Source organism: Lyngbya sp. CCY1209, from assembly GCF_035615495.1.
Taxonomy (GTDB): Bacteria; Cyanobacteriota; Cyanobacteriia; order Cyanobacteriales; family Microcoleaceae; genus Limnospira.
On record NZ_JAJENU010000586.1, the window covers coordinates 1 to 19959 of the forward strand.

General features: G+C 52.5%; 14 protein-coding genes. All 14 read right to left on the minus strand.

The window, feature by feature from the left end; genetic code table 11:
* Window positions 1–298 precede the first annotated feature (298 nt).
* Window positions 299–994: a Uma2 family endonuclease gene (locus LKE08_RS21165; RefSeq protein WP_324706243.1), complete on the minus strand. Its 696-nt coding sequence runs from the start codon at window positions 992–994 to the stop codon at window positions 299–301.
* Entirely contained in the window at window positions 981–1385 is a 405-nt protein-coding gene (locus tag LKE08_RS21170; RefSeq protein WP_324706244.1) for a hypothetical protein, read from the minus strand. The genes LKE08_RS21165 and LKE08_RS21170 overlap by 14 nt, the downstream gene beginning before the upstream one ends.
* 60 nt (window positions 1386–1445) lie before the next feature.
* Entirely contained in the window at window positions 1446–3056 is a 1611-nt protein-coding gene (locus tag LKE08_RS21175; RefSeq protein ID WP_324706245.1) for a DUF4070 domain-containing protein, read from the minus strand.
* Between the two features lie 260 nt (window positions 3057–3316).
* Window positions 3317–4159 carry a glycosyltransferase family 2 protein gene (locus LKE08_RS21180; RefSeq protein WP_324706246.1) on the minus strand — a complete coding sequence of 281 codons (843 nt, stop codon included), beginning with the start codon at window positions 4157–4159 and terminating at the stop codon, window positions 3317–3319.
* Between the two features lie 258 nt (window positions 4160–4417).
* Window positions 4418–5491 (minus strand): glucose-1-phosphate thymidylyltransferase, encoded by a 1074-nt coding sequence (locus LKE08_RS21185; RefSeq protein ID WP_324706247.1) that lies wholly within the window; start codon window positions 5489–5491, stop codon window positions 4418–4420.
* Window positions 5492–5551: 60 nt separating this feature from the next.
* Window positions 5552–6424 (minus strand): dTDP-4-dehydrorhamnose reductase, encoded by an 873-nt coding sequence (rfbD, locus tag LKE08_RS21190; RefSeq protein WP_324706277.1) that lies wholly within the window; start codon window positions 6422–6424, stop codon window positions 5552–5554.
* Complete coding sequence (gene rfbC / locus LKE08_RS21195; protein ID WP_324706248.1) at window positions 6424–6972, minus strand: dTDP-4-dehydrorhamnose 3,5-epimerase; 549 nt, start codon at window positions 6970–6972, stop codon at window positions 6424–6426. Before rfbC ends, rfbD begins: the two co-directional genes overlap by 1 nt.
* Before the next feature lie 49 nt (window positions 6973–7021).
* Window positions 7022–8722 carry a hypothetical protein gene (locus LKE08_RS21200; RefSeq protein ID WP_324706249.1) on the minus strand — a complete coding sequence of 567 codons (1701 nt, stop codon included), beginning with the start codon at window positions 8720–8722 and terminating at the stop codon, window positions 7022–7024.
* 136 nt (window positions 8723–8858) lie between these two features.
* A complete protein-coding gene (locus LKE08_RS21205; RefSeq protein WP_324706250.1) occupies window positions 8859–10739 on the minus strand; it encodes a chromosome partitioning protein ParA in 1881 nt (626 codons plus the stop codon).
* Window positions 10740–10824: 85 nt separating this feature from the next.
* Entirely contained in the window at window positions 10825–13812 is a 2988-nt protein-coding gene (locus tag LKE08_RS21210) for a peptidase domain-containing ABC transporter (protein WP_324706251.1), read from the minus strand.
* Window positions 13809–14561: a peptidylprolyl isomerase gene (locus tag LKE08_RS21215; RefSeq protein ID WP_324706252.1), complete on the minus strand. Its 753-nt coding sequence runs from the start codon at window positions 14559–14561 to the stop codon at window positions 13809–13811. The genes LKE08_RS21210 and LKE08_RS21215 overlap by 4 nt, the downstream gene beginning before the upstream one ends.
* Before the next feature lie 186 nt (window positions 14562–14747).
* Window positions 14748–19256, minus strand: a complete 4509-nt coding sequence (locus LKE08_RS21220) for a glycosyltransferase (RefSeq protein WP_324706253.1) — start codon at window positions 19254–19256, stop codon at window positions 14748–14750.
* Window positions 19257–19307: 51 nt separating this feature from the next.
* Window positions 19308–19694, minus strand: coding sequence for a type II toxin-antitoxin system VapC family toxin (locus tag LKE08_RS21225; RefSeq protein WP_324706254.1), 387 nt, complete (start codon window positions 19692–19694; stop codon window positions 19308–19310).
* Entirely contained in the window at window positions 19691–19936 is a 246-nt protein-coding gene (locus LKE08_RS21230; protein ID WP_324706255.1) for a type II toxin-antitoxin system Phd/YefM family antitoxin, read from the minus strand. Before LKE08_RS21230 ends, LKE08_RS21225 begins: the two co-directional genes overlap by 4 nt.
* Window positions 19937–19959 lie beyond the last annotated feature (23 nt).

Below are 19959 nucleotides of genomic sequence, written 5' to 3' on the forward strand. Positions count from 1 at the left end.
GCTGTCTTTAAAATTTGAATGATTTCCTGTCGGCAACTCGGCGAAGTCCATTCCAAATTCAAAGTCCCCCTTTCAAAGGGGGATTTAGGGGGATATTTAACCTTCCATCAGATCGAAAAATGCTATATCTAAATTTCGGATGATTTCCTATCAACAATTCGGCGATTTCTTGGGTGGGGCTTGACAAAAAGCCGAATTTGTGGAAAAATTAAGCCAAATGGTATGATTGCCCAACTTGTATCTATATCCAGACATGGAGACGGGAGATCGCCCCGTGTCGTGACGCCTCCCAGTGGTTTTAGATGCGGTCGGGGACGATGCCGAGTTGCTTCAGGCGCTTGATCAGAGTAGAAGAACTGCGATCGCCTTTTGTCATCCCCCGCGTGACGGGTTCGGTTCGTCCCGCCTCCAGCTCTTCCGGGGTGGGGATCAGGTTTCCCCTGCTGTCGCACCAGCGCAGCCATGATCGCCTCCAACCTCGGTATTCTCCCCGCCACAAGCCCAAACCCATTTCCAGTCTGGGAAACCAAAATATGCCGTTTTTCAACTCCTGCCGTTCATAGCGATCGCCGCCGAGTCGAAACACTTTCAAATTGTCGCTGGCTTGGTCGAACGTGACGTAGAAGGGAATGCCCAAAATTTGTTCGTACACTTCCCAGGCCGTCGGTTGTCCGGGCGATCGCGGTCTTTTGTCCTGGGTGCGCGGCGGGAGAAATTCCATCGCCACGATCGGACGTCGCCCTTCCTGCCAAATATAATAACCCCGATCGCCTTTGGAAGCAATCCGAGAGGGGGACAAATCCACCACCCCGAACCAGTGGGGAGACTCGCACCAGGTCGGGTTGCGGGGGTCGTAGTAGATGTTGCGATCGGCGGCGGCCAGGATGCGATCGCTCGAATAGCGGGGCGGAAAAAACGTCAGGCTGCACAGTTGGGATTGCAACCGGTGATAATTCCTGGCGAGAGTCGTATTTTTGGAGTTATTTTCGGTCATGGAAAGATGGCGGGTTGGAGTCCTGGTATCTGAGTACAAAATATCGGACGTACCGGAAAACACCCCCCAGTTTAGCGGATGCCATTTGAGGACGGAAGGGGAGGGTGAATCCCCCCACAAAACCGATTCGCAACAGCCGACAGAACAAGACGGAACCGGCGGCGTGTTTGTCCCAACTCAGGGGATAGCTGTAAATGCTATGTCGGAGTTTGATACGGGGATTTTTTCCGATGATGGAAGACGGATGGTGGGTCACTCCAACGCGGGGTGTCATCCCGATCTGGTGTCCGAGTTTGCGATCGCGCAAGCACAGATCGAAGTCTTCGCAGTACAGAAAATAATCTTCGTCAAACCGGGGACAGTTTCGGAACGATTTGAAAGAAATTAACAAACTGCAAGCCTTCAGCCATCTTCAGAGCCTCCATCCTTCCCCCTCCGTCCAACTTCGAGATTACCGAGTCTCCGTTGCCACCAGTTCCCGTTCAACAGGCAGGATCGAGTCCTTTTCCGGTTGAGGTTCGCTCAAAATATCGTAGCCGAGTTGTTGAGAAATCCGTTCCCTCGCCAAAGTCCGGTACTCCCAAAAATGTTCTCCGGCCGCGCACAAACCCAAATACAGATTCAGAACTTGTGGCTTTTTCCGCCAAACCGTCCATAACTGTCCCCAAAACTGTTGGCGAAGGTGGGGCCGGCGGATGCCCTGATGCCAAATTAACTGAGTCACCAACCGCAACCCTTTACCGATGGGAAATTGCATGGTTTGTTTGTGGTCTAATCGCGAACCCAGATCGAGACATTGACGGAAACAGCGACTCAGATAACGACTCGGTTCATACAGCGTCCAAAAGCCTTCGACATACTCTTTTGCAATTTCGGCGATGGGACGGGTGGGAATAAAATTCATCAGGGTATTTTGATCTCCCGTCGGATGAATATTGTCACCCTCACCTAAACGCTGTTCTTGTTTGAGGCGATTCCAGAGTGCCGTATTGGGAAGAGCTTGGAGAATGCCGAGCATGGGTTGGGGAATGCTGGTTTCTTCTACAAAGGCTTGAATCCTTTCCCCCGCCCCGGTCTGTTCTCCATCAAAGCCCAGGATAAATCCGGCATAAATCAACAAACCCGCTTCGTTGATATGGCGACAGGATTCGACGAGAGGATGACGGGTATTTTGCAGTTTTCGCGCCCCTTGTAAACTTTCCGAATCCGGGGTTTCAATGCCCAGAAATACGGCGTAAAATCCCGCTTCAGTCATCAAGTGTAATAATTCATCATCTTCGGCTAAATTGACCGATGCTTCGGTGATGAAGGTGAAGGGGTAGTGGTGCTGCTGCATCCAGGGAATCAAGGCTTTTAGAAAGCGTTTTACATTGCGTTTATTGCCGATAAAGTTATCATCGACGATGAAGAGCGAACCCCGCCAGCCCGAATCGTAGAGGACTTGTAACTCTGCCAAAATTTGACTCGGTTCTTTGGTGCGGGGTTTGCGTCCGTAGAGGGAAATAATGTCACAAAATTCGCAGTTAAAGGGACAGCCGCGAGAGAACTGTACCGCCATCATCAAGTAAGCGTCTTGTTGAAGTAGGTCAAAGCGGGGGATGGGGCTGAGTGTCACATCCGGTTTTTCCATAGAGCGAAAAATGCCCTGAGTTTCACCTCGGTTGATGGCTTCTATAAACTGGGGAACGGTCAATTCTCCTTCGTCTAAAATGAGATAGTTGGCTCCAGAATTTAGGGAATCCTGGGGTACGGAGGTGGGATAGGGGCCTCCGACTGCCACTTTTTTTCCCAATTTGACGGCTTTTTGAATGAGGGCGTGGAAATCGGGCTTCTGTACCATCATCGCCGAGAGAATGACCACATCACACCAGTCCCAATCGGCATCTGTTTCTAGACTGACATTGCGATCGTAAAATCGAATTTCCCAGTTTTGGGGGAGGAGGGCTGCGACCGTAATAATGCCGAGGGGTGGAATCACCGCTTTGAGTCCGGCAATTTCCATAAAGCGATCGTAAGACCAGAACGACTGGGGAAATTGTGGATAGAGTAATAGGGCTTTCATCGGATAAACTCCTTTGAGTATAACTTTTGGAATTGCTGACCAAAGCCCGGATTTGAATCCAAACTTTTTCTGAAATTATCTTGATATTCATGGAACTGTTGACATTGTAATGGAAGTTGCCAGAATCATGGGGAAATTAAAAAGACTGATAATCGGCTGGATGGGTCGGGCCTGGGGAAGGAATATGCCGAAAGAAATATACAATAAGGAATAGATAAATACTGGGGTATAGTTTTCGCCCTAAAAACCCACCGAAAATGTCAGATACTGCGTCGGATGTACCGCCACACCCCCCGCAGTTTAGCCAGGGAGACTTGGGGACGGACTGGAAAAGTCAAACAGGCGACGATACCAATCCGCAAAAGTCGATAGAATAAAACTGAACTCCCGGCGTGTTTGTCCAAACTCAGCAGATAGCTGTAAATACTGTGTTGAAGTTTGAGATGGGGAGTTTTTCCTGTAATAGACGAGGGATAATGAATGACTCCAATCTGGGGAGTTATCCCGATCTGATGTCCGAGTTTACGATAACGTAGGCAGAGGTCGAAATCTTCGTAATACAGAAAATAATTCGGGTCAAATTTGGGACAGTTTCGGAATGTTGGGAGAGAAATTAACAGGCTACAAGCCGTCACCCAAGTTGTCGAAATCCAAGATAAATTGGAAGGGGTAATCTCTTGTAATTGAAAAATATGACCCGTTTTTATAATAAATTCTCCTCCCCCGAACCAAACGCCGCCGTCCGGTTCGTAGACGGCGGTTCCCAAAATTGAAAGTTGGGGATTTTGATGCAAAACTGCCAGAACTTTTCCGGGGGTTTGTTTGGGGACGATCGCATCCGGATTGATCAACCAAATGCATCCATCGCGATCGCGTTCCCAAACCCATTGTAACCCCAAATTGCAGCCGCGACCGAATCCCACATTTTCGGGGGAATCCAAAATAATAATTTGTTCCGATTCTAACTCCCAGATCGAGCGATCGCCGGGGGAGTTATTGACGATAATAATCCGATATTCCGGACTCTCACTTGCCGCGATCGATTGAATTAACCGTCGGATCAAATCGGTCGAATGATAATTGACAATTATCCAGTAAATCACGGTTTTTTAGGTAATAGGTAATAGGCAATAGGCAATAGGCAATAGGCAATAGGCGAGAGGTAATAGGTAATAGGCGAGAGGTAATAGGTAATAGGCGAGAGGTAATAGGTAATAGGCGAGAGGTAATAGGAATGGGGAATCGGAATACCGCTGCTACAGCGTTTCTGAAACTGATGAAGTCCGTCGGGAAATTAAAAGTCCCCCTTTGTAAGGGGGATTTAGGGGGATCGTCCGTGGCTGGAGTGGTTTACTCCGGCGTCAAGCCAGTTCGACTTGGGAATCATCTCCCAGCATAAATCGCAAGGCTTTCGGTCGCTGGGGTGCGGTCGTCAACTTGGCACGGCGACCGATCAATGTATCGACAATGCGATGGTTAACGTTCTCAATTGTCGCTTCGGATAAAATCACGCTATGCTCAATTTCGGCATCAATTAACGTGACGCGATCGGCGATGCTGGTGTAGGGTCCGATAAAGCAGTTTTCCAAATGGCAATTATCGCCGATCATGACCGGTCCCCGGACGCTGCAATTCACCAATTGAGATCCGGAACCAATTTTAACCCGGCCGATAATCTTGCTGTCGCCGTCAATGTTGCCTTCAATTTTACAGGTCGATCGCTCGTCCAAAATGATCTGGTTTGCACTGAGGAGGTCGTCTTTTTTACCTGTATCCAGCCACCAGCCATCTAAAATACAGGATTCAACCTTTTTGTCGGTATTAATTAATTGTTGAATGGCATCGGTAATTTCCAATTCTCCCCGTGGGGACGGTTGAATGTTGGCGATCGCCTCGTGGATGGTACGGTCGAAAAAGTAAACCCCCACCAACGCCAAGTTAGAAGGGGGGTCTTTCGGTTTTTCCACCAACTTCAAAACCTGGCCGCGATCGCCGACGACCGCCACGCCAAAAGCGGTGGGATTTTCGACGGGACGCAGGAGGATCAAACTGTCGAGTTGCTGTTGTTTGAACTGTTCCAAAAACGGCAACAGGGGATTTTGAATTAAGTTATCTCCCAAGTACATGATAAAGGGAGAATCCCCCAAAAAAGGCTGGGCAATTTTCACCGCGTGGGCCAAACCCGCTGGGGTGTCCTGGAGGATGTAGGTAATTTTTGCGCCGAAGCGATCGCCATTTCCCGTCAGGGATTTGACTTCTTCGCCGGTTTCCGGACTGATAATGATGCCGATGTCGGTGATGCCGGCCGCCACAATTCCCTCGATGCCGTACCAGAGGATCGGCTTGTTGGCGACGGGAACCAGTTGTTTGGCACCGGTGTAGGTGAGGGGTCGCAGTCGAGTTCCTTTGCCGCCGGACAGAATCAGTGCTTTCATGATATTTTACAAGTTTATTGACTTGATACTGTGACAGGCAAGATGCCTGTGCTACTCATTTTAATTCGCCCAAGTTTTGAGCATTTTTCGCAGTCCTTCCCGCCACTGGGGTGCGTGGGTTCCGATTAGGGTGGCGAATTTTTTGCCGTTCAAAACGGAGTAGGCCGGACGCCGTGCGGGGGTGGGATATTCCGCCGTCGTAATCGGAATCACCCGTTCAATTTTGAGGGGTAAACCTAGCGATCGCCCTTCCTCAAAAATGGCGATCGCGAAATCGTACCAACTGGTCACGCCACTATTTGTATAATGGTAGATTCCAGCCGTTTCTGGGTTCAGTCGGGGAATTAAATTGGCGATCGCCCCCGCGAGATCCCCGGTCCAAGTCGGGCTCCCCACCTGATCCGTGACGACCCGCAACTCTTCCCGTTCCCCACCCAGGCGAAGCATGGTTTTGACGAAATTTCCCTTTCCCCCCACGCCGTAAACCCAGGCGGTGCGGACGATGGCGAAGGTGCCCCCCGCCGCCGCGATCGCCTTTTCTCCGGCCAATTTCGAGGCGCCGTAGGCCCCCAGCGGGTTTGTCGGGTCGGTTTCGAGGTAGGGGTGGCTTTGGGTGCCGTCGAAGACGTAATCGGTGGAAACGTGGATCAATTTTGCATCCAGACGCTTCGCCTCCGCCGCCAAAATCCCCGGTGCCGTTCCGTTAATTTGCATTGCCAAATCGGACTCGCTTTCGGCTTTGTCCACCGCCGTATAGGCCGCCGCATTCACCACCACATCGGGTTTCACCTCTGCCATCAGGGATTGAATGGCTTCCGGTTTTGTCAGATCCAGGGTGTCCCGTCCTACGGCGATCGTCTCACCCGAGGAGGAGAGGAGGGGTTGTAATTCACTCCCCAATTGGCCGTCTTTTCCCGTCAGTAAAATTCGCATCATTCAAAAATTTCTGCCGTTTTCAAAGGTGTGCCGTTCCGATCTTTTTCAGATAGTTTCGGTTCGATGCCGTCCGAGGGCCAAGCTACCGCCACATCCGGGTCATTCCACAGCAGCGATCGCTCGTGTTGTGGCGCGTAATAATCGGTGGTTTTGTAGAGCACTTCCGCCACGTCCGATGTCACCAAAAAGCCGTGGGCGAATCCCGGCGGTACCCAAAATTGTCGTTTATTTTCAGTATTGAGATGACAGCCGACCCACTGTCCGAAGGTGGGGGAATTTTTGCGAATATCGACGGCGACATCAAAAATTTCCCCGAGAACCACCCGCAGCAATTTTCCTTGGGTTTGTTGAATTTGGTAGTGCAGTCCCCGCAATACGCCGCGGCTGGAACGGGAGTGGTTGTCTTGGACAAATTCGGCATCTACCCCGGTTTTTTCGGCAAAGACTTTTTGGTTAAAACTTTCAAAGAAAAAACCGCGATCGTCTCCGAAAACTTTGGGTTCGAGGATCAAAACGTCCGGGATTTCGGTGGGAATAACGTTCATTTCAGGGTTGGGCAAAATTGAACCGGTCTCTAGTGTACCAAAGATCGATTTAATCCAAACCATCTTTATTGACTTTTACGTTAATTTCTCCCTGCAGCCGGACGAATCGATCGCGATCGCGATCGTAAACCCAGGCTGAAATCGTGCTTTCCCCCGGTGGCAGGGAATCCGCAGATAGGGTGAGGGTCCACCGGGATTGGCTGTGGCGATCCCTTCCGAGAATTTCCGCCACATCGGGACTGTCCAAATTGACGTAGGCGTTGGCAAAAAATTGCGGTGCCGCCTCCGGGGATTTCGACTGGCGGGACAGAAACACCAGTTGGGGTGTCGCTGATGGCGTTTTTTCGGGAAAAATTGCCCAACCTCCGAGGGTGAAAGATTGCGAGTTGGCAACTTGAAAAATATCCGATTTCTGGGGATTATCGATATAGCCGTAGGTGCGATCGGGTTCGGCTTCCCATTTGACATCATGGGCGAAATTTCGGAAGCCGATCGCTTGCAAAGATTCCACACCGTCTTGAATCCACCAGGTCGATTTGCTCGACGGCAATAAGCAGCGTTGGGGATGGTTTTCAAAAAAGGTCGAACTCGTGTTAAAATAGGGGAATAAATATAAACAGGTTTGACTGGATTGGGTGTAGAATAGATTCCGATCAGAACGGGCGATCGCCTGCCCGGAACTGACCCACAGCGCACAGGCAATAACGCCACACAGGAAGCTGTAAAGCAACGCCGGAAATTGAATTTTAAAGTTGGGATATCGTTCGGAAATCCACTGCAAGCCGAGATACAGAATGGCGATAATCAACAATAAGCTGTGGGTCGTGTAGCGGACGGCTGACAGGGGATAATCTGCCCCAAGTTCAGCTCTCCCCACCGTTGTTAAAACAGAAGTTGACACCGAAAATAGACCGATAGAAATCCACGGTGAGGCGTTCAAAAATGTGTGAAATTTCCGATATTTTCTCCAGTTATAAATGAGGAAAAATAGAAACGAAATCAGAATTAAAAAACCGACGAACCCAGCAATTTTAGAAGATGATGTCAGGGGTGCAGCCAGTAAATTTAGGAAGAAATGAATTGAGGTGTAAATTCGCTCCCAACCGGAGAGAGTGACGGTTCGGGGTTCCCGGATATAACCGATCGCGTACACCCCGCAGGATACCACAAAACCGAGCAGCCACAGGAGCGATCGCCGGCGTTTTTGATTGTTATTTCCCGGCAGAGAAACCACCGCCGGAATCAACGCCAACCAGGACAGCAAACCCTGCAACGAAGAAAAACTGGCGATGCCGCACAGTCCTGCCGACAAGAGAAATTTGGAGCGATTATTTTTTCCGTCAATCGTCAAAATTAAGCAGGCAAAAATAACGCAAAAATTAATCAAAAAAATCGGCAGTTGAAATCCCCATAGCCATTCTTGATTGAGGGAAAAAAACAGGACACAGACCAATAAATTGGCGAGATGAAATAGGGTTCTGTCTGCCATTCCGTTGGCAATTAAAGAGAGATAATACAACCCCAAAAACGATAAAATCGCCCACCCCAAATTGAAAGACATTTCCGCCAAAATATTCCATTTCGACAAAAAGCCCAGGCCGATAAAAATCAGCCTGGGAAATAGAATTCTGTGGGTGTTGTGGAGGGCGAACAGGTCGCCAAATGTCAGTGTCCCCGCCGCCGTTTTCTCGAATAAACTCGGTAAAACCCACTGGTCGAAAGTGGGGACATCGACGCCAAATTTCGCCACAAAAGCGATCGCGCCCAAAATCGGAAGCAGATAACCAATCCATAGTCCGAGATAAAATTTGGGCGATCGGTGCGCTGTCGCGGATCGGTGCGCTGTCGCGGATCGCTTGCCAACATCAAACATCAAAAAGTCGGATTTACCGCAAGTTGGTGATACTTTCAAACTGACCGGTGAATCGGCTGAACAGCATTTCCAAAACCGATCGCTGACCGATATTAATCTTGGTATTCACCGCCATGCCGGACTGCAACCCGATCGCCACCTGATCCTCCACCGGTTCGTCATCGTTCAAGATAAAGTTCTGGCGTTCCAACTGCACCTTCGCTTTAAAAGAATAATACTGGCGCAGTTCGTCCGGGGGAATCGCATCCTGGGAAATCCACTTCAACTCGCCCGGAACCGTGCCGAACTCGTTGGAGGGAAACGCATCGATGTTCACTTCCACGGCGATGCACTGTTCGTCCTCAATGCCAATTTCCGCCCGCGCCGCAGCCGAAGTCGGACAGATACAATCCTTTTCGGTCTGACATTCGATCACCTCTCCGGCGACTTCCTTCCCATCCCAGGGCGAGAGCAACTCCCGCTTGATCCGCAGGGCATTCAAAGCCAGGGCCACATCGCTGTTTTGGATGTAAACCACCGCCTCCAAGCCCTCTTCGTCATCCAAAACCGTCAGCAGGGGTTCCGTCTGTTGGGCTTCGTAGTAAGCCTCTTCGCAGCGGAGGGGCTTCGGGTCGCCCGGATTGAGGATGGAACCGACGACGTAGGAACAGATCTCGTCTTGATTCATATCTAAAGAGGCATTCGCTTTAGTGGAGGGAGCCAAATCAAAAACAATTCCAGATGCCGGAGCCCTCAACACCTGAGTGTCCCGCTGTTCCTCCACCTTTTCGAGTTGGGCGTCGAGTTCGGAGAGTTTTTTCTGGTTGTCCAACTGCAGGCGGCTGAGTTGAGAATCCGCACTGGCAATCTGTTTATTATTTTCCTGAATCCGAGTGTAAAGGTCCCGCGCCCAAGAATCCTTGGTATTTTGGAGTTCTTCTTGAGTGCGAGCGATCGCCGCTTGAGTCCGCAGAATCTCATTTTCAAACCGCTGCACCTCCGCTTGCTGCCGTTCGATCTCGCCCCGGCGCTGGTTAATTTCGCCCTGGCGCTGTTGAATTTGATCCTGTTGTCGGAGTACCTCATTTTGATTTCGGAGGATGTCCTGTTCCTGGCGCTTGCGCTGCAGGTCGGACATCGCGCCTTCTTCCACCAAAGGAGAAATCTGATCCAAAATCGACTGATTCACATCCAGCAAATCTTCCGATTTCACCAACTGATTTTCAGCCAGAGTCAATTGCTTTTCAGAAGAAGCCAATTGATTGCGGCTATATTGAAGCTGCTCTCGGGCGGCGGCCAGGGCATCTCGGTTTTGCTGAAGCTGTTTTTCCAGTTCTTGAATGCGAAGCTGGGCCGCCGCGACTCGGGACTGATATTCGGCGCGGTAGTTGGCCACCAAACCTGCCTGGGAGGCGCTAAAGCTGACGGCACTGCCCTGGCCCAAATAGAGTTCGTCCACCAAGGACTGTAAAGTTTGATTTTCCTGAATGCGGGCATCCCGTTCCCGCACCAAATTCGCCAGATCGGGAGGCAAATTTGCCGTCGAGCCCCCGCTGACGATATCGCCGTAAAACTGATTTTCCCGTTCCAGGGTCGATCGCAACGTTTCGAGCGATCGCAGATCCGCGCTGGGACTGGTGGGACTGAACGTGAGGAGGGGCTGATTTTTCTCGATGCGATCGCCATTTTCGACGTGCAACCGCACCACCGCCCCCGTGGTGGGGGCTTGAATTTCCCGGGCGCCGGAAGTAAATTCCAATTCTCCCACCGCCGGAACCGTCTGTTCGATGCGGGAAAAGTAGGCCCAGATGACTCCGGTGGTCGTCACGAGCATGATCATCCACAGAAATAAATGGGAGAGGAGGGCGGGTTTCTCCAGGATGACCGGTTGTTCGGTAACTGATGCTGATTTCATAAGTCCTGTGATCTCTAGTTCGCTGTGGTCCGAAAGGGGACAAAAAACTAACTCGACTCCTCTACCACCACTGACGTCAAACGTCCTACTGTTGTGCCTCTTGCTGTTGATACAGGCAGTAGTAACGCCCCTTGATCGCCATCAATTCGTCGTGGGTGCCCTGTTCGACGATCGATCCTTGGTCCATCATAATGATGGCGTCGGCATTTTTGATGGCGCTGAGACGGTGGGTGATGAAGAACACCGTGCGATCGTGGAAGGCCTCGTTGAGGTTGCGGCTGACCAACCGCTCCGACTGGTAGTCCAGGGCGCTCGTCGCCTCGTCGAGGATCAACAGTCTCGGATTTTGCAATACCGTCCGGGCGATCGCGATTCTTTGTCGCTGTCCCCCGGAGAGTCCCGTGCCCCGCTCCCCGACAACTGTATTGTAACCGTTGGGCAAACTCATGATGAACTCGTGGGCATCAGCCACCTTCGCCGCCCGGATGATCTCATCGGTGCTCGCCTCCGGGTTACTCAGGGCGATGTTTTCCTGCACCGTCCCGCTGAACAGCAGGGTATCCTGGAGCACCACCCCGATCTGACGGCGGAGGGAGTACAACTCCACCTTATTGATATCGTAACCGTCGATTTTGATGCGGCCAGACATGGGGGGATAGAGCCGCTGCAGCAGTTTCATCAGGGTACTTTTACCCGAACCACTCAACCCGACGATCGCCACAAAGGAACCGGGCGGGAAGTCCAGATTCACGTTCGCCAACTGCAGCGGACCGCTGGCGCCGAACCGGAACGATACTTCTTCAAAGGTAACGGCTCCATCGATTTCCGGCATGGGAATGTTGTTGCGATCGGCTTCGTCGGCTTCCGGATAGGTGTCGAGCACGTCCCGCAGACGTTCCACCGACATCCCCACTTCCTGGAAACTCTGCCAGACGCTCACGAACCGCAGCAGGGAACCCGTCACGTTTCCGGCGATAATTCGGAAGGCGATCAGTCCCCCGATGGTCAGTTGTCCATCGATCACCAAATAGGCCCCCACCCACAGCAGGGCCAGGGCGGAGAGTTTGTTCAAAAAGGTACTAATAGAGTTGGCCGCCGTCTGGGTGAGAATGGTTTTAAAACTGGCACTCATGTAGCGGGCATAACGTCCCTGCCACTCCCAGCGGGAGGTGAGCTCGATATTTTGAGCTTTTACCGTCTGCATCCCGTTGAGCACCTCCACCAGGTAGGCCTGGGACTGGCCGAACAGTTCCGCCTTCCGTCGCAATAGTCGCTGGATGATCGGGGAGTTGATCACGATAATCAACGCGAACAGCGGCAGGGGCGCCAGGGCCACCAATGCCATGGGAATGCTCAGGTAGAACATCACGGCAACGTAGACCACCGAGAACACGGCGTCCAACACGACGGTTAAAGCCGTACCGGTGAGGAAGTTGCGGATGTTGCTCAGTTCCCCGACCCTGGCCATAAGGTCGCCCACCCGGCGGTTGTCGAAGTAGTTCAGGGGGAGTCGTAACAGGTGGTCAATCACCTCGGAACTGAGTTTAACGTCGAGGCGGTTGGTGGTATCGACAAATAGGTACGTTCGCAGGGCGGATAATAAAGCCTCGAACAGGGCGACCCCCAACATCAAGATCCCCAAAATATTCAGGGCGTCGATGTTGCGCTGTCCCATCACCTTGTCGATGATGATCATGGTGATCAGGGGGTTGACCAACCCGAACAGTTGCACGAAGAAGGACGAGAGCAGGACTTCGACGAACACGCCCCGGTGTTCCATGATGGCGGGGACGAACCACCAGAAGCTGAACTGTTCCTGCTGGTCGCCCTTGGCTTCCTGGAGGAGGAGCACCGGGGCACCTTCTCCCCACAGTTCGGCGAGTTGGCCGGGGCGGATGCGGACGATCCCCTGTTCCGGGGAGGCCATCACCAGTTGGCGTTCGCTGATGCTGTAGAGGATGGCGAAGCTGTCTTTCCACTGGATCATGGCCGGGGCTTTCAGGCGTCCGATCGCCTTGGGGGGAACCTGCACCAACTGGGCGGTGATGCCCATCATCTGGGCGATCGCGCCGCAGGCCTGCAGGGTGAGGAAACCCACGGTCTGAATTTGGCTCTCGATCACCCGCCGGATCAGGTCTTTGCGGAAGTTGACTCGGAAGTGCTTGCTCAACATATTGAAGCAGGCCAGGGGGGCGTCGATCTGGCCGCGACCCCGGACGACGGGGAACCGCTGAATTTGCTTGCCGGCGTCCGGTTCGGGTTCCGGGGGGGTAGGGGGGGCGGGGACGATATCCAGTCCCGTTCTCAATCCGTTGCCGTCGGCGGGTTCTTCCGTCCTGACCTCCCCATCCTTCGGCGCCGGGGCCGTCCGCAGCCCGACGAGCCGCACCCCCCGGGGGCCTTCGGCTTTCAGTGTCCGGGGCAGGGTGTCGGGGGAGAGGACGCTCCCGATCGCATAATCCCCCAGCACCCCGCTGCTGACCAGCCAGGCGCGCTCGGGGTCGAGCATGGATCGCAGGTCGTTACCTTTCTTTTGGCCTTCGAGGAGGTTGACCACCACCGCATCGGGCCAAAATTCCTGGGTCAATTCTTTGACGTTGCCGCTGGCGTTGGCTTGCTGTTGGAGGCTCTGGCTGAGGAGTTCAAATACTTCCGCGATCGCCGCGTGATCCCGGAAGGCTTCCCCGAAATTCGGCTCGCGATCGATCAGGTTCAGAAATGCCGCCGCCGGCAGGGTGACGCAGATCGTGTCCGTGGAGGCGATCGCTGTCTCGCAGGGGACTCCCCGCACCAACCCGGCCCAGCCCAGGACTTCCCGCGCCCCCAGCAGCCTCAAGCTGACGTGGCGTTGGGTGCGGGCGTCGTATCCCAGGAGTCGGGCCTGTCCCTGGTAGACGACCGCCACCTGGGTGGGCAGTTTGTCCCGCTCGAAGATCGGCTGTCCGGTGCGGTAGCTCAACAACTGGCATTGGGGCAGCACCTTTTCGATCGCTTTTTCCGACAGGCGATCGAAGGGGTGGGTTTCGGCCAGAAATTCCCGGATCTGTAAGTTGGAAACGGCGGATGTGGTCATGATACTGAAGACACCTCAGTTTGCAGGGGTTCGAGAGAGCCGACTTCGGCGATCTGCTCTCGCAGCCAGGTTTCAAATAGTTCCTCGATCAGGCGGCGCCGCATGGACTCGTCGAGTTGGGCGGGAATGAACTTTTCGAGCCGGATCAGCACCATCCACTCGGACAGGGGTCGCGGTGCCCACAGTTGCCCGGGTTGGCTCACCGACAGCAGTTTGCCGATCGCCGGGTGGGGTTGGGACAGGGACACTGGCCCCAGCAGCCCTCCGGTGCGGGATTCGGGCCCCTCGGAATATTCCCGGGCGGCTTCGGCGAAGTCCTGTTCTCCCTCGGAGATGCGAAAGTAGAGTTCGTGGGCGAGTCCGGGATTTTTGGTGCGGATCAGGGAATAAACCACTTGGTCGAGGCCGGTTTTCCGGGTGATAAAATAGCTTTCAACCTTGTGGCTCCACTGTTGCTGTTTGAATTTTTCCAGCTTGATCGGCCGCCGGGCGATCGCTTCGAGGTCTTCCCGCGTCATTCGGTGGCTCTTCAACCAGGCCTGCTGGGCTTCGGGGGAGGTGAGTTGATGTTGGGCCGCGAACTGTTCGATGGCAGCCGCCACCTCTTCTTCGGTGCAGGCGATCGAGGCGGTCGCCTCGTCCAAAATCACCTCCCGCAGAAATTGCGGCATGAGTTGATACCGTTTCAGTCGCGATGGAATTTCTTCCGCCTTAATGATGGTTTCTCCGACTTTGTACACTCCGGTCATTACTCTGCTCCAACTGACTTGGGCTACCCCATTCATCCAAGCTGTTTCGATTCTGTCCCGATAATAACAGACCGTTCGCCGCTCCACCCCCGACGAATCTGAATTCGGATCGGTTCCGTCTGGATTCAACGTCTGTCCCTCTGAATCGGGCCGATCGCCGACCGATTCAGTTTCTCACCACTTACATTAATTTACCCGACGATTGAAGAGTGCTTGCAATTGCGTCGCTCGACTCTCGGAGTCGAACTGATGTCTCCACTTCGGGAAGTTCTGCCGGATCTGTTCCGCGCCGGCTCGGCGGTACTCCGGTTCCCTTCCGAGACGGATGCTCTGGTTTATATACAGTTGCTCGTCTGTGGCGATCGCATCCGGAAGTTCCAAAAGCCGCAACAGGGCCGCTCCCCGCCGCGATCGCGCCGTTTTTCCTTCCCGGACGACGGCGGGAACCCCCGATTTTAACGCCCTCAGCAGGGACGGACTCCCCGTTTTCGGAAAGGGCTCCAAGTAGATGTCGGCGAGGCTGAAAATGGTCTGCCTGTCCCCCTTCGAGAGGTTCGGCAGCAACCGGATTCGCCCCGGGTCGAGGCCCTGTCGGGACCAGCGCGATCGCACTTGCCCCATCGGCGGGTTCTCAGCCGGAGTGGACTCGAGGACTAACACTAAAATGGACTCGGGAACTGCCATCAAAATTTTAGCCCAGGTCGCCCGCATTTCGGGCGTCACCTGTTCCCATTCCACTACGGATAGAAATCGGACCGTCTGCTCTGAAACGCCCAATTTTCGGCGCGTTAGCTCGGTTTGGGGGGATGCGGACGCCGGGGCAAACCAGCGAGAATCCAAAAGATCCGGGATGATGCGATCGTCGGGATCTTCGTGACGTGCGGGCGACCCGGCGGCGTACACCTGTAGGGGGGCGAGTCGGTGCCGCGCCAGTTGAGTGTAGGAGTTGACTTCGGCGGTTACATCGGACGCAATCACCGCCACGTCCAGGTTTGAGCGCCGCAATGTCTGCACCCGTTCGGGCAAAGATGTTGGCAGAGCCATGCACCCCGTGAAGCTGGATGCACATAAATTGCCCAGCCTATCATCTTCCATTGTACCAAAAAACAGAAAAATGTCAAACTGATAGAAATTAAATTTTTCATACACTGCGAGAACCGCCAATATTTCGTCATCCAAACAAAGGTTGTCAATCAGGATTCCCACCGATATTTTATTGTTATCTCGGCGGTTATTTTGGTCGAAATTATAATCAATTTTATGTCCGATCGCTGGCAGATAAAAATCCAAAACGGCATCGCGATCGCTCAAAATTGACTCGACATCGCCATCGACATTCAGCAGCGGCCGTCCGTCCCACAATTCCAGGGCAATTTTGGCGACATAAACCCACAGACTGCTGTTTTCGGAATCGGTTTGAATGTGGCGTTTCAAATAGTCCCAGATATCCGAGACAAAGTTAACGTAATTTTCGATATCTCCGACTTGGTTAAATTCTCGCACCGGGGAAAACAGAAAGCGGATAAACTCGTCGAACAGGTAATCGGGGACGATCGCATTTTGATAGTGCAGCGGGAGTTGGTAGGCGGGACGGTACAGCATCGCCGCCAGCAACAACTGACCGCCAGTTTCGGCGGTGAAGCCTCGGGAAAGTTGGAGTTTGATGCGTTCCCACAATTCGGACTCCCCGTCGGCGATCGCCATTTCAGTTATCCCGCTATTTCGGATAATTTCATTGACTTTTCCCCCCTCGGCGTTGTATAGTTTCTGTAGGCGATCGCGGTCTGAATTCAGCCACATTGTCGCCGTCACCTTTCGCAGCAGCCGGAGATTTTCCAGACTGGGTTCGTGTCCGGGATTTTGGCGATATTGTTCCGCCAGCGTCCGCGACAACTCCAGATAATCCGGACGAGATTTGACCCAGAGTTGTTGCAGGATTTGTTCTTTGACAGATAAACTCAAAAACCGATAATCCGGATCGACCATTATTTTTCGATACAGCCGGCCGTAGTCGCGGAGATTTTGACCTTTGGCGATATTGCGTTGGGTTTGTTGATCCTGGTGAATCCGCAGGCAGGATAACGGTTGATCGACAAAACCAATTTTGTAATCCCCCATAATTCTGAACCACAGATCCACATCCAAAAACTGATGCAAATCGGGATCGAATCCCCCCAATTTGGAAACAGCCGATCGCGACAGCAAAACCGTCGTCGGTTCGCCTATTTTATTCAATCGACCCCGGAAGCAATTCGGATCGGAGAGCAATTCGGAACCGTTTTGAATCGGCTGCAATTTCGACCAATCTCGATGCAAATTTTTTGTCCCGTTGTAGGCAGCCCGACATTTCGGGTGAGAGAGCGATCGCGGGTCGATAAAGGTATGGCGGCGGGAGAAAACTAAACCGACGTTCGGAGCTCGTTCCGCGAGGGCGACCAATTCTTCGACGCAGTTGGTTTCGAGGCGGTCATCTTGCAATAGAAATTTGATGTATTTTCCCCCGGCTTGGGACAGGCAAAAATTGAGATTCTCCACCAAACCATAATTGATGTGGGTGAAGATGCGGAAGGGGACGGGGGAGGAAGATTTCAAAGACTCCGCGATCGCCACGGTGCGATCGGTCGATCCGTCGTCGGCGAGGATAATTTCGCAGTGGGAATAGGTTTGGGAAAAGGCGCTGGCGATCGCTTCGGAAATAAACGCTTCTCCGTTGTAGGTCGGGATGCAGATACTCACCAGGGGAGGTGCGGTTGAGGAAGTCGAAAAAGACGGAGCCGCCACCGGAGCAATTTTGGTGAAATTATCCGTTGCGGTTTGAATCGTTTGCAGGCGGTTCAAAATGCGATCGCCGACGGCTTGGGGACTGAGTAAAGAGCGAATATCGGCGGCGGCTTTTCTGCCAATTTGTGCGGCCGCTTCCGGGTTTTTAAAAACGTACCGCATCAACTCGGCGGCTTGTCGGATGTCGGGTTCGGCCCAAATATTTCCCGGCTGGTAGGGGCCGTCGGCTTTTGCGATCGGAACCCGGCGATATTTGACGGGAAAACTATTCGCCAAATTCATAAATTCGGTATTGGAAGAATACCCCGTCGCGATGGTGGGTTTGCCGTGAAACATGGCTTCGGCCATCGTCAGTCCGAACCCTTCCGAACGGTGCAGGGAAATATAACAGTCGCAGTGGGAAACCAAAGCGTTTATTTCATCCCGGGACAGATAGCGATCGATAATCGAAATAGCGGGGGAATCGGCGATCGCATTCAGGAGTTGCGATCGTTCCCGGGGGAAGCGATCGGAGTTGGAACACTTCACCACCAAACCCACCTCGGCCGGGTTATTTCCGAATGCCAATTTAAACGCCTCCACCACCGCCAGGGGATTTTTCCGTTCCATGCGGCTGAAAAAGTCGAACATGAATAAAAAGATAAATTTATCTTTGGGAAGTCCCACCCGTTCCCGCGTCAGCGTCGCCGGCGGAAGAGAGACCGTCGGCATCATTTTAATAACCGGAATGGGAGACACCCTGCCGATGGCGGACACGCAATAATCGCTGTAGGTCCAAATCTCGTGAAACAGGGAAAACGCCGGCATCCACTCCGGCGGAAACTCCGGCAACTCCCAAGCCCAGAATCCGATATTATATCGATTTTTAAAATAGTCCGATCCGACGAGTTTGGCGAACCGCATCACGTCGTTGGCGTTGATCTGGATCAGGTTGACCGGGTGGGGATTCTCCGAGGTAAAATTCCGGAAGCTGGTGTCTTGTTTTCGGTGCGGACTTCCGGTAAAATTATTGATGGCAACGGGAATGTTTGCGGCTTCCATCCCCCGCAAAGTTGCCCGGACTCCTTCGCCGATGCCAAATTCTCCGTTGACGAAACCGGCGACATTGACACCCAGCTTCGGGGCGACAATTTCCAAGGGTTGGGGTTGCCGTTCGATCCGTTCCAAGGTTTGGCGATAACTCCGAGAAGACCGCAAAAACTTCCGCAATTCCGCAGCGTCATATTGGGCGAATTTTGCGAACTGTTCGGGAGAGAGTATCTTTTCCGTCAAGAGGTGGAGGGAGGAACCGTTAGAATAGACATTTAATCCCAGTTTTGTTGCAATTACCTCTAATGCTTTCGGGGTGTAAAAGCTGACGTGCTGTCCTTCCTGGGGTGCGTAGTACCACCACTGGCCGGGTTTCGGATTGTGGGGGGGGAGGAGCTCGGTTGAGAATAAAATATTTCGCGATAATTTCAGCAGTTGGCGGATGTCGTTGAGGGGGTTGGAAAAGTGCTCGAACAGTTCAAACGCCGTGACCAATTCATAGGGTGAGTCGGGGTCGAGGGTGGCTTCAAATTCTGCCGCAAATAGGTTATCACAGAAGCGATCGCACCAGTCGAATTGAAACCGGATTTCCCGCATCAGCCGCACGAACAGACCGTAACCGCCGCCGTAGTCGAGAAACCGGCCCTCGGGATCAAAAAATTGAGTGATAATCTGACTCGACAATTGTGCCAACATCAGGTTGCGAAATACGAGGCCGTCGTCACTCGAAGCGATCGCGCGATCGTATGCTTCGGACAGCCAGTGGGGTTCTTCCGTCTGCACGAACCCGCAATGTTGGCATCGAAAATAACTGACCGGGTAGCGGTTGAGTACCGCAGCCTGACCGAAGGGGAGGGACGGGGACGCACAAACTTTGCACTGCATGGCGGGGGGAGCGATCGGTATTCCGTATTTTACCGCAGAATGGGTCTGAATCTAAAAAATTTTAGCTATGGGATAAGAAATAATTGCTTCATCTTCTGTCATGATGATCGAATCATGTTCCAAAGATTGACAAAGCAAAAGGCGATCGAATGGGTCTTTGTGCAAAGGGGGTAATTTGGCTAATTGAGTAATTGTCGTTTCACTAATCGACAAACTGGCAATCTGGTGTCTTTCACGCTGTTTGGGAACGTAAATTTCCGGTGATTCTGGCAAAGGCAATTTTCCCAATTGATATTTAATCATCGCTTCCCATACGGAAACGACACCGAGGTACACTTCATTTTCTTGACTACTAATCGCATCACGACATCTTTCAGGCAGTCGCCTATCGTTGGTCAGCAACCAGAGAAAAATATGAGTATCTAGGAGGATATTCATGGATTGTCAAACAAGTCAATTATTTCTTCTGGTAGGGGATCGTTGAAATCATCGGGGACGATAAATTCCCCTTCGCATAAACCGATAGGACGACGTTTTTTTTGAGGTGTACTTGTTGAGATCGGTTTGATTTCAGCAATGGGGCGATCGGCTTGAGTAATGATCAGGGTATTGCCTTCTTCGATCAATTTTATAAATCCCGACCAATTTTTTTGAATGTCATCTATATTTAGACTAATCATGGTATTTTAAGGTTGAAAAAATT

Bases quoted from the DNA above. Each gene is read 5' to 3' on its own strand.
- LKE08_RS21165 (WP_324706243.1), bottom strand. From the start codon at position 994: ATGACCGAAAATAACTCCAAAAATACGACTCTCGCCAGGAATTATCAC.
- LKE08_RS21175 (WP_324706245.1), bottom strand. From the start codon at position 3,056: ATGAAAGCCCTATTACTCTATCCACAATTTCCCCAGTCGTTCTGGTCT.
- LKE08_RS21185 (WP_324706247.1), bottom strand. From the start codon at position 5,491: ATGAAAGCACTGATTCTGTCCGGCGGCAAAGGAACTCGACTGCGACCC.
- rfbD (WP_324706277.1), bottom strand. From the start codon at position 6,424: ATGCGAATTTTACTGACGGGAAAAGACGGCCAATTGGGGAGTGAATTA.
- rfbC (WP_324706248.1), bottom strand. From the start codon at position 6,972: ATGAACGTTATTCCCACCGAAATCCCGGACGTTTTGATCCTCGAACCC.
- LKE08_RS21205 (WP_324706250.1), bottom strand. From the start codon at position 10,739: ATGAAATCAGCATCAGTTACCGAACAACCGGTCATCCTGGAGAAACCC.
- LKE08_RS21210 (WP_324706251.1), bottom strand. From the start codon at position 13,812: ATGACCACATCCGCCGTTTCCAACTTACAGATCCGGGAATTTCTGGCC.
- LKE08_RS21215 (WP_324706252.1), bottom strand. From the start codon at position 14,561: ATGACCGGAGTGTACAAAGTCGGAGAAACCATCATTAAGGCGGAAGAA.
- LKE08_RS21220 (WP_324706253.1), bottom strand. From the start codon at position 19,256: ATGCAGTGCAAAGTTTGTGCGTCCCCGTCCCTCCCCTTCGGTCAGGCT.
- LKE08_RS21225 (WP_324706254.1), bottom strand. From the start codon at position 19,694: ATGAATATCCTCCTAGATACTCATATTTTTCTCTGGTTGCTGACCAAC.
- LKE08_RS21230 (WP_324706255.1), bottom strand. From the start codon at position 19,936: ATGATTAGTCTAAATATAGATGACATTCAAAAAAATTGGTCGGGATTT.